Source organism: Desulfamplus magnetovallimortis (assembly GCF_900170035.1).
In the GTDB taxonomy this organism is placed as follows: Bacteria; Desulfobacterota; Desulfobacteria; order Desulfobacterales; family Desulfobacteraceae; genus Desulfamplus; species Desulfamplus magnetovallimortis.
Map to the genome: position 1 here is coordinate 64,358 of NZ_LT828546.1, position 11,755 is coordinate 76,112.

At 41.9% G+C, this 11,755-nt stretch carries 8 protein-coding genes; all 8 read right to left on the minus strand.

Going from position 1 to position 11,755, the window contains the following annotated elements; all coding sequences use genetic code 11:
* Positions 1-151: 151 nt before the first annotated feature.
* The 8 genes from MTBBW1_RS13260 to der all read right to left on the minus strand — a co-directional run bounded on the left by MTBBW1_RS13260 (position 152) and on the right by der (position 11,624).
* Positions 152-1,522, minus strand: a complete 1,371-nt coding sequence (locus tag MTBBW1_RS13260; RefSeq protein WP_080804257.1) for a phosphoglycerate kinase — start codon at positions 1,520-1,522, stop codon at positions 152-154.
* A 2-nt stretch (positions 1,523-1,524) separates the two neighbouring features.
* On the minus strand, positions 1,525-1,836 hold the full coding sequence (locus MTBBW1_RS13265; protein WP_080804258.1) for a hypothetical protein: 312 nt from the start codon (positions 1,834-1,836) through the stop codon (positions 1,525-1,527).
* A complete protein-coding gene (gene radC, locus MTBBW1_RS13270; RefSeq protein WP_080804259.1) occupies positions 1,829-2,551 on the minus strand; it encodes a RadC family protein in 723 nt (240 codons plus the stop codon). Before radC ends, MTBBW1_RS13265 begins: the two co-directional genes overlap by 8 nt.
* Before the next feature lie 76 nt (positions 2,552-2,627).
* A complete protein-coding gene (gyrA, locus tag MTBBW1_RS13275) occupies positions 2,628-5,402 on the minus strand; it encodes a DNA gyrase subunit A (RefSeq protein ID WP_080804260.1) in 2,775 nt (924 codons plus the stop codon).
* Between the two features lie 919 nt (positions 5,403-6,321).
* On the minus strand, positions 6,322-6,477 hold the full coding sequence (locus MTBBW1_RS28385) for a hypothetical protein (protein WP_186441266.1): 156 nt from the start codon (positions 6,475-6,477) through the stop codon (positions 6,322-6,324).
* Positions 6,478-6,701: 224 nt separating this feature from the next.
* Positions 6,702-7,985: a thiolase family protein gene (locus MTBBW1_RS13280; protein ID WP_080804261.1), complete on the minus strand. Its 1,284-nt coding sequence runs from the start codon at positions 7,983-7,985 to the stop codon at positions 6,702-6,704.
* Between the two features lie 359 nt (positions 7,986-8,344).
* Positions 8,345-9,679 (minus strand): replication-associated recombination protein A, encoded by a 1,335-nt coding sequence (locus tag MTBBW1_RS13285; RefSeq protein WP_080804262.1) that lies wholly within the window; start codon positions 9,677-9,679, stop codon positions 8,345-8,347.
* Between the two features lie 460 nt (positions 9,680-10,139).
* Positions 10,140-11,624 carry a ribosome biogenesis GTPase Der gene (gene der / locus MTBBW1_RS13290; RefSeq protein WP_080804263.1) on the minus strand — a complete coding sequence of 495 codons (1,485 nt, stop codon included), beginning with the start codon at positions 11,622-11,624 and terminating at the stop codon, positions 10,140-10,142.
* Positions 11,625-11,755: the final 131 nt, after the last annotated feature.

Here is an 11,755-nt window from a genome sequence, read left to right on the forward strand (position 1 = left end):
CCGTTATATGAAAGTCTCGGTAACAGCCTGTTTTTAAAACGACTTTCATTTTTTCGATTGTGGCGATCATCAGCCATGTACGTTATATGAAAGTCCCCGCAAATGGCTGTTTTTATGAAGACTTTCATCCATCATTGTGATGCCCTCGCAATCATGAGACTTTATTAAGAGCTGCAACCCCTGGCAACTCTTTCCCCTCCATGAGATGAAGGAATGCCCCGCCACCTGTGGATATATAGCTTATTTTGTCTGCAACATCACACACTTTTGCTGCAAGGCCGGTATCTCCACCTCCAACTATTGAAAAAGCTTTTTCGGCTGCGCCTATGGCATTTGCAACAATCCTTGTCCCATCACAGAATCGCTCCATCTCAAATACCCCCATGGGACCGTTCCAGACTATGGTTAAAGCCTTTGCAATTTCATCTGCAAATATAGATGCAGTTTCAGGGCCGATATCCATAACCATCCAGCCATCAGGCAGTCCGTTATGGTTTAATTCATCAACAGTTGACTCAGAGCTTTGAGCGGATATACCAAAATTTTTATTATCAAACTTCTCAATCTTTTTCTGATCAAACTTATCAGTCTTTTTATGATCAAACTTATCAGTCTTTTTCTGATCAACATTATCAATATTTATACTGACAAATTGATTCATCTTTTCATGATTAAGCTTGACCACTTTTTTTTCTGCATCTTTATCAAAGGAGTCAGCCACAACAAAATCAACAGGCAAAAATAGAGAAACCCCTTTTTTATTAGCTTGCTGTATAATATTTTGAGCCGTCTCCAGAAGATCATTCTCCACCATAGAGTCTCCAGTACCAACCCCCAAGCTCTTAACAAAAGTATTGGCCATGGCGCCACCAATGAGCATGACATCAACGTGGTTGAGCATATTATACAAAGCCTCGAGTTTACTTGAAACCTTTGCTCCGCCTATGACAGCAACAAGTGGCCTTCCCGGGTTATGCATGGCATCATGATAACACTGCATCTCCTTTTCAAGGAGAAACCCTGCAGCAGAATCTTTCACAAGGGAAGGTAGAGCCACAACAGATGCATGTTTTCTGTGGGATACGGAAAAAGCATCATTTATATATATCTCGCACAGGGAAGCAAGCTGTTCTGCAAAATGGGGATCGTTTGATTTTTCTCCATCATGAAAACGCAGGTTTTCCAGAAGTATAACATCTCCCCCTGACATAAGAGAGATTTTATCAGACGTCTTACTTCCCAGGCAATCCTCTGCAAACTCAACCTTCCGTTTAAGAAGCTCAGAAAGACGTGTTGCAGCAGGAGCAAGACTCAACGCAGAAATCGCCTTGCCCCCTGGATTTCCCATATGGGAAATCAGAATCACTTTTGCCTTTTGTTCAATAAGATATTCTAAAAGAGGCAATGTGGCCTTTATCCGGTTATCATCTGTTATTCTTCCATCTCCATCCATGGGAATGTTGTAGTCAACTCTAACCATAACCTGTCTGCCGGAAACATCCAGCGATCTGACTGATTGCATCTCTATTCCCTCTCTTTATAGCCGGTTTTGATCTTTTCTCTGTGAAGGCTCTTTTTTTTTGCCCAGCGTTCAAAAAAGCCGGCAAAGCCTGGTCTCTCATTCCGCTTAATCAGATTCTCCCTTACAGGGATGCCCCTTTCACCTGACATTGCAGCTCTGAGGCACGCTGTTTTATGGGCACAAAGATACATGCAGTCATCGGGGGTCTCCCTCAAGCCATGGGTTCCCATGGGAAATACCTTTTCAAGATCACCAAAACAATCAGGACAATACAAACCATTCAGACGCCTTGTTCCATCATTATCCTCAACCATTTTTTTCAAACTCCCTGTTAAACTCCGCAATATATCCATTGTCAGCAAAACTGTAAAAACCACTGTTTCCAGTGATTACATGTTCATGAACAGTTATACCAACATGCCGACAGGCAAAAAGCAGTCTTCTTGTAATGGCAATATCTTCAGGTGAAGGAGAAAAATCACCTGATGGATGGTTATGTGCAAAAATAACAGATGCAGCCCTGTGCTCAAGTGCCTTTATTAATACCTCCCGGGGATAGACAGCACTCATTGTTAAAGTGCCCTGAAAAAGGATCTCAAGCCCGTTCACCCGATTTTTGGCATCAAGAAAAATACCTGCAAAAACCTCTCTTGTTCGCTGGCCTATGGCATGCCTCAGATAGTCGATCAAGTCACGGGAGTTGCTGATAACATCCTGGTGGATAATTTTTTTCTGAAGGTAACGGTCAGCAACCTCTTTGATCAGTTTCAGTCCGAAAATATTGGCAGGTCCTACACCCTTAACTCTGGAAAGTTCTTCCGGATTTGCCTCAAACACTCCCTGAAGGGTCTTGAAGCGATTGAGCAAAAGCTTTGCGCTCTCCTTGCAATCCCTGCGAGGTGTATTAAGTGTTAATAAAAGTTCAACTACTTCATAGTCCAGAAAACCTGCCAGTCCGTTCTGAAAAAACTTCTCCCTGAGACGCTGCCTGTGACCATCTCCCTTTTTATTTGTATCAATTTGTGCCATTGTTCAATATATTCTTGCCATTTCCCGTTTTTTTAAAAGACAATAAATCTTCTTCCAAAACTCCACTGTCTTCATCTTATTCAAGAGAATCCTGGTCTTCATTATCTTCATCTGACTCAAGATCATCTTCATCTGACTCAAGATCATCTTCATCTGGCTCAAGATCATCTTCATCTGACTCAAGATCATCTTCATCTGGCTCAAGATCATCTTCATCTGACTCAAGATCATCTTCATCTGACTCAAGATCATCTTCATCTGGCTCAAGAATATCCTCGTCTTCCTCGTCACCTCTGGTTTCAAGGAAAGCATCCTCCATCAAAAGGCTCTCTGGCTCCCTCATCTTTTTGTTATCTTTAGCTGTCTGATCATTTTCACCAGATGTAATATTATTATCTTCATCAGAAATATTGTCAGAATCTCTCTCATCTTCGGGCAGTCGTGCCACTGCAATGAGCTTTTCATCATCAGAAAGATTGATCAATCTGACACCCTGGGTGTTTCTGCTTATTATGGAGATGCCTTCAACATGGGTACGGATAAGTTTTCCCTTGTCAGTTACAAGCATCAACTCATCACTCTCTTCCACAAGAAGAAGATTTACCATCATACCGTTACGTTTAGATGTACGGATTGAAAAGACCCCTTTTCCACCACGGGTCTGTGCTCTGTAATCCTCAATATAACTTCTCTTGCCATATCCGTTCTCTGTAACCGTCAACAGTGTCTTGCCATGGCTTAAAACCTCCATTCCCACAACCTGGCCATCTTCATCTATACGCATTCCCCGAACTCCCATTGAACCTCTTGCTGTGGTTCTAATCTCCTGCTCATGGAAGCGTATCACCTTACCTGCCCTGGAACCAAGAAAAATATCCATTGTTCCATCACTGATTCTGGCTGCAATAAGCTCATCATCATCAGCAAGCTTTATTCCGATCAAACCACCTGATCTTGGTCTTGAGTAGGCCATAAGGTCTGTCTTTTTTACCCGCCCCATTCTGGTTGCCATGATGACATATTTATCATCTTCAAATTCCGGCACAGTAAGTACAGTGGCAAGCTGTTCCCCTTCATCAAAATTGAGGAGATTGACTATGGCCTTGCCAAGGCTTGAACGTCCTGCCATGGGAAGTTCATAGACCTTGGACTGATAGACCTTGCCCATATTTGTTATAAAAAGAAAGGTATGGTGGGTAGAAGCCACAAATAGATGTTCAACAAAGTCATCTTCCTTTGTGCCCATGGCCATCTTACCCTTGCCGCCCCTGTGCTGGCTTGTATATAAGGAGACAGGATTTCGTTTGATATATCCGCTTCTCGATATGGTCACAACCATATCCTCTTCTGCAATAAGATCTTCTATGTTAATCTCGCCGGAGTCTTCAACTATCTCTGTTCTACGATCGTCTGAATACTCTGTTTTAAGCTCAATCATCTCATCCTTGATGATTCCTCTTACCACAGCCTCACTTCCAAGAATCTCATTAAACCAGGCAATATCCTTTAAAATTGCCTCATACTCTGATACAATTTTTTCCCTTTCAAGACCTGTAAGACGCTGGAGTCGCATCTCAAGAATTGCCTGGGCCTGAATCATGGAAAAAGCAAAAGTATTTACGTCGGTAAGGGCTTCCTTTGCTTCATCCGGTGATGCTGAAGCCCTTATAAGCGCCACAATCTCATCAAGGTGATCAAGGGCTTTTTTAAGCCCCTCAAGTATATGTGCCCGCTCTTCAGCCTTTTTCAAATCAAAAAGGGTTCTTCTTACAATAACTTCCTTTCTGTGCTCAATAAAGTGTTCAAGAATCTCCTTTATGGTAAAAAGCTGGGGTCGTTTGTTTACAACAGCAAGAAAAATAATACCAAAGCCTGTCTGCATGTAAGTATGTTTGTAAAGCTGGTTGATAACAACATCTGCTATCTGGTCACGCTTCAGGCCAATTGCAATGCGCATTCCCTGACGGTCGGATTCATCCCTTACAAAGGATGCTCCTTCAATTACCTTTTCACGCATCAGCTCATCAATTTTCTCTACAAGGCGGGCTTTGTTTACCTGATATGGAAGCTCTGTTACAACAATAGTCTCTTTTTTTGTCTTACTATTCACCTCCACTTCCATCTTGGCACGAACAGTGATGACACCCCGACCTGTGGTATAGGCGTCATATATGCCTTTTTTTCCGTGTATAATGCCGTAGGTAGGAAAGTCAGGGCCGGGAATATACTGCATTATATCCGGGATATCCAGCTCAGGATTATCAAGCAAAGCCATAATGGCATCACACACTTCCCCTATGTTATGGGGTGGAATATTTGTGGTCATTCCAACGGCAATACCAGACGAGCCATTCACAAGAAGTGCAGGAAATTTTGTTGGAAGCACAGAAGGTTCTTCCATTGTCTCGTCATAGTTAGGGACCCAGTCAACTGTCTCTTTTTCAAGATCTGTAAGCATCTGATGAGCCAGCTTGCGCATCCTGATTTCAGTATAACGCATGGCTGCAGGAGAATCACCATCAACAGAACCAAAGTTACCCTGTCCATCTACCAGGGTATATCTCAAAGAAAAATTCTGGGCCATTCTGACAATAGTATCATAAACAGCAGAATCTCCGTGGGGATGATATTTACCAATAACATCACCCACCACACGGGCTGATTTCTTGTAAGGCTTGTTCCAGTCATTCTTCAACTGACGCATGGCAAAAAGCACACGGCGATGCACAGGTTTCAACCCATCACGGACATCCGGAAGTGCTCTGCCGATAATAACACTCATGGCGTATTCGAGATAGGATTGCTTCATCTCCTTCTCAATACTTGTAACATTATCATCTTTTTCTATCATTAATTTTCCTTTATCAAAGCCACGACAAATCCGCTGCTGAAATCTTGTTTGAAATATTTACAACTCAAACGTTTATATAATCAAACGTTTATATAACGGCCATGGCAGATCCATCTGCCACAACGAATCATGAAAGTCCTTTAGAGCCTTAAAAGACGGGGACTTTCTTATAAACGTCCATAGCGGCTCACCGCCACAATCAAAGTATCATTTTTTTGGCAACATTCATATCCCTAAAAAGCAATTTACACCTATTTGGGGGAGACACCCTTTTGAGGAGACACCCTAAAAAACGTAGTACACTGTCAGCACTTAATTTTAGGGGTATCTGCAACGTGGAGACAAGGCACGCCTTGTCTCTACAATTCACCGAACCCTAATTTTTAGCTTTGACAATGCAGTAGTTTGGTTTTAAAAAGTGTAAAATTATCATGAATCATGCCATTATTATTAAAAAACTGTAAATTTCAGGGGAACCACCTTTAGAGTTTACAACTTTTGCAGATGCCCTGTTGAATGCCACCAGCAGTGAAATCAAAAAAACACCATGGGAAGCTAAGGTAGGTAAGAAGAAGAAATGGAGCAGGATGTGATCTTGAGTAAACGCACATTCCCGAATTCCGTCCAACCCGAATAATTAAAGCCTCGACAAAGAACAGATGCATCGTTCAAGGTTTAACCATCGTGGATATATCCTCCATCCCCCTCTCCAGTCATGGAGAAGGGGCGGAAGATCAATGCTGTTGCCTTAAGGATTTTTTGGCATCCTTCATATGAACCCAACAGTACTTTACATTTTTTTGTGAGAGATTCCCACCACTCAGAGCTTTCTCTCAGGAAAGTGTAAACTGGGAAATGAAGCATGCCGTTTTTTTAAGGGCAAAACAATCAGACACAGATACCTCAAAAAAACTCCATACTATCTGCTGATACACCCAAGTGCAGCAAGATAAAGAAGAGCTTCAAATATAATTACTTCTGTGAAACCGCCAAAAAAATGATAGACAATACCACCACCCATAATAGCCGGAACTGCGGTAAAAACCATAATACCAATTTTTCTGCTGATATCCATAATACACACCCTGACAGTATTTAGGAGAGAAATCTCCTCGGTTAAAAGGATTACATAATCCTTACATATCTTAAGATAATTATTTTGCGTATGGAATAATCTTTCCACGCCTTAGAAAGAGAATGCAATCCGTATCAAAAAAGACAACTAAAACCAAACATATTATGTAGCACCAGATCAGCTACAAGTAAAGCAAAAGCTCTTCTCTATCCCTTTTTTCAGTATCAGCGCTCAATGACCATTGCCATGCCCATACCACCGCCAATGCACATTGAGACAAGACCGGTTGAGTATCCTTTCCGCTTCATCTGATGAATAGCTGTAACCATCTGACGGGCACCTGTACAGCCGATTGGATGTCCAAGGGAGATGCCGCTTCCAAGCTCATTGGGTTTTTCAACATCAATGCCAAGCTCTCTCATACAACCAATGGCCTGGGCAGCAAAAGCTTCATTAAGCTCTATCAATTGAATATCCTTGATATCCATGGAGGCTTTTTTCAGAGCCATATTTACAGCAGGCACAGGTCCAAGTCCCATATAAGCTGGGTCAAGTCCTCCAGATGCAAAGGTTTTGATTCTGGCAAGTTTTTCAAGCCCCATTTCATCTGCCTTCTCTTCACTCATCAGAAGAACTGCTGCCGCACCATCATTAATGCCTGAAGCATTACCGGCTGTAACGCTGCCATCTTTTCTGAAGGCAGGTCTCAGTTTTGCCAACTGCTCCATGCTTGTCTCCATGGGGCGCTCATCCTTGTCCACTACAATCTCTTTTTTCCTGGACTTAATGGTAATGGGCACGATCTCTTCATCAAATGTGCCATCATGCACAGCAGCAAAGGCACGGGTATGACTCAAAAGGGCAAGTTCATCCTGTTCCTGACGGGTAATTCCGTATTTTTCAACAATATTTTCTGCTGTTAATCCCATATGGTACCCATAAAAGATCTCATAAAGCCCATCATAAACCATAAGGTCGTGAACATTACCCACCCCGGTCAATTCCATTCTATGTCCCCATCTTGCATTAAGAAGAGCCATGGGTGCGTTACTCATGCTCTCCTGCCCGCCGGCAAGAACCACATCAGCATCTCCGGCTTTAATGGCCTGTGCTGCAAGGGCAATGGCCTTAAGTCCTGAACCGCAAATTTTGTTAACTGTAAATGCTGTTGTATAGCGGGAGATACCTGCTGCAATCATGGCCTGCCTTGCAGTATTCTGGCCTTGTCCTGCCTGGAGAACATTGCCCATGATAACTTCATCAATCTGTACAGGCGTCAGGGATTCATCATAATCATATCCCTTTTGTTCAAGATCAATCATCCCCTGATCTTTGAGAGCATCGGGGCCACCATCTACAAGCTTCCCTGCAACAGGCCTCAGACCTGCCTTTACAAGAAGACTTTTCATTACTTTCGATCCAAGCTCAACAACAGACACAGGTTTAAGTGTACCGCCAAAAGCTCCAACAGCAGTTCTTGCACCGCTGACAATAACAACTTCTCTCATAATTAATGCCTCCAGATTGGACATGCTTCATTTAAAGATCTCATCTTTATGAGCTGTAAGGTATGCCCGGGATTGCTGTTCAATAGTTAAATTACAATGGACTGACATATCAAAAATTGATATTTTTTTCAAGAATGGATTGTGTTAAACAGGCATGATTGATTACGTATCAATCACCCCCAAATATAAAAATGATAGTCATTTTCACGGTAAAGAATCCAGACATTGATGATCACTTAAAAAAGGGTAGTGCACTTTCAAGACTTAATTTTAGGATTATCTGCAACGTAGAGACAAGGCATGCCTTGTCTTTACATAAATATTGAACACATCAACAATTTTGGGATAATACCAAAAACTCATGTATGACCATTTTTTTTCTTCAATGCAGCCCATACATCAAGACGATGTGCAACACTTTTTTCATACCCCCTGTCACTGGGTTCATAAAAACGATAATTATCTAACTCGCTGGGAAGGTACTTCTGTGGAACATACCCCTCCTCATAGTCATGTGCATATTTATAGCCTGCACCATATCCAGCCTGCTTCATCATACGGGTGGGTGCATTTCTTATATGCATGGGAACAGGCAGATACCCTGTCTCTTCAACAACTTTCCTTACTTTTCCAAATGCCTTATAAATACTGTTACTCTTAGGAGCAGTTGCAAGATAAACAGCAGCCTGGGCAATTGCGTCATCCCCTTCCGGATGCCCCAGAAATCTGAAGGACTCAAGGGCGTTGAGAGTTGCTGTCAATGCTCCGGGATCTGCCATTCCCACATCTTCTGTGGCAAACCTTACCATACGCCTTAAAATATAGAATGGATCCTCCCCTGCCATAATCATACGGGTAAGCCAGTAAAGTGCGCCATCAGGATCGCTTCCTCTGAGGCTCTTGTGAAAGGCTGAAATAAGGTTATAGTGCTCTTCACCTGATTTGTCATAACGAAGGGCTTTTTTCTGAAGAGATTTTTCAATTTCCTCGACATCAATGGTCTCTTTTTCTTGTGAAGCTACAAAAAGTGCAACAGTTTCAAGGTTTGTAAGGGCAACCCTTACATCGCCGTCTGCAAAGGATGCCATAAGATCCATGGCAGCTTCAGTGCATTTGAGATCCATGTAGCCCAAACCTTTTTCCTTGTCTGAAAGCGCCCTGTTCATAAGTTTTTTCAAATCGGAATGACTCAAACGGTTAAACCTTATAACCCTGCATCTTGAAATCAAAGCGGGAATAACCTCAAATGATGGATTTTCAGTTGTGGCACCAACAAGGGTAATAGTACCTTTTTCAACATGGGGAAGAAACGCATCCTGTTGAGCCTTGTTGAATCTATGGATCTCATCAACAAAAAGAAGGGTTCTTTTTCTGTACAATCGTTTGCGTTCATTTGCACGTTCAATAACCTCTCTTATATCCTTGACTCCTGAAAGCACAGCAGAAAGCTCAGTAAAGTGAGAGCTTGTCTCCTTTGCAATGATATTGGCAAGGGTTGTCTTTCCACAACCAGGAGGGCCCCATAAAATCATTGAAAAAAGTTTATCAGCTGCAATTGCCCTCTGCAAAAGGGAGCCTTTTCCGGCAATATTCTCCTGTCCAAGAAGTTCATCAAGGGAATTTGGCCTCATGCGGTAGGCCAAAGGCTGAAAAAAATCAGTGCCTTCATTCTCCTTTATCTCAAAAAGATCCATAATACACCATAATATTTACATTACTAACATTTTTGCTGCCTTTATCATAAAAATACCGGCATCCTTCATTTACCGGTTTACACTTTTCCAATGGCAAAATAACCCAACTGTAGAGACGCAATGCATTGCGTCTCTACTCTAGAAAAGAAGTGTAAAGTTCTTTAATCCTCAAAATCGACATCTTATTGCTTTTTTTCCATTTACTGAATTTGTCTGAATCAGGATAAGCAGGATAAACAAGATGCTCAGGATAGATAATCCTGCCTTATCCTGTTAATCTTGGGAATCCTGATTCAGACAGTATTGACAAGGCTCAAGATGTTATAGATGTCGATTTTGAGTTAATCTGATATGAAGGATGCCACAATACCCCTCATGTTTTTCATAATCGGGGATGGGCTAAGCTTTGGGCTATGAAGGTTTAGTATTTTCAGCAACAGATGAATAAACAGGTAAATTATCAATATTTCTGAGCATCTTTTTCCCTTATCCTCTTACGGCGCTGCTGCTCCGTGCGCTCTTTTTGACGCTTTACGTTCTTTCTCTCCTTTTTCCTGGCATATCTTATGTTTGCGGTTGTATTGGGAGTTTTTGAAGAAAAATCTATCTTTCCGGTACGCTCCCGAAAATATAGATTTATGGGGGTGTATTCAAGTTCTGCCATCTCTCTTATCTGGTTCAGAAGATATCTTTTGTAAGAAAAATGCACAGCATCGGGGTAATTGACAAAACAGACAATGGATGGCGGCTTTACTGCAACCTGTGTGGAGTAGTAAAACTTGAGGCGTTTTCCTTTGTGCAAAGATGGCTCTGCCCTGAAAAGAGCATCCTCAATAATACGGTTGAGAAGTCCTGTGTTTATCCTGTATGAGTACTCATCATAGATTTTTTCCACCATTGAGAAAATCTTGTGTGTTCTAAGGCCAGTCAATGCAGAAATTGTCATTGCAGGGGCATATGATAAGAACTTGGCTTTCATCCTAAGATCATTCATAAACTTCTTCTGATCTTTTTCATCCTGCTCCAGAAGATCCCATTTATTGATTAAAAAAAGTGCTCCGCATCCCCTGTCCCGGGCATAACCTGCAATTGTTATATCCTGATCTGTAATACCTTCGGAAGCATCAATCAGAATCAAAGTCACATCACAAACATCAAGACTTTTAAGGGATTTTATGATGGAAAATTTTTCAATTTTCTCTTTTACTTTTCCTTTACGCCTGATGCCGGCAGTATCAATAAGGCGAAAGCGACATCCCCCATGTTCCACAACAAGCTCCACAGCATCCCTTGTTGTTCCTGCCTTTTCACTTACAACAAGTCGATCTTCACCAAAGAGCCTGTTTATAAGTGAGGATTTTCCAACATTAGGACGACCTGCCACAGCAATGCATATCTCTTTTTGTTCCTGATTGCCACCAGAGTTATTCCCATCTTTATCTGGGTCATAATGGGGTAACGCATTTGCCAGATCATCCATAAAATCAGAGATTCCTATACCGTGTTCTGCCGACACCGAATAGAATTTATCAACTCCAAGTGAATAAAATTCCGGCATGGCATGACGCTGACTGTTGTTTTCTACCTTATTAATAAGATAGAAGACTTTTTTCTCGCTCCTGCGAAGAATATCAGCAAGATCTGTATCAAACGGAGAAAGCCCTGATCTTCCATCCAGTACAAGCACCACTACATCAGCTTCATCCACTGCAATCTCAACATGCTGACGAATCTCAGTTGCAAAAACATCATCATCAGAAAGCAGAAAACCGCCGGTGTCAATAAGGGTGAACTCCTTTTCATTCCACATGGTGTCGGCATAATGCCTGTCCCTTGTTACACCAGGAAAGTCATCCACCAGAGCATCTCTTGAACGCGTAATCCTGTTGAACAGGGTTGATTTACCCACATTGGGGCGACCGACAATGGCAACAACCGGTTTCATTATTAACATTTAACTCCATTTCCATTTAAGGATTCAATAAAACGTACATGGCGAATACCCGCCACAATCGAAGGGATGTAACATATTTTAAAAACAGTCAGCTACTCAAAATCGACATCTTATTGCTTTTT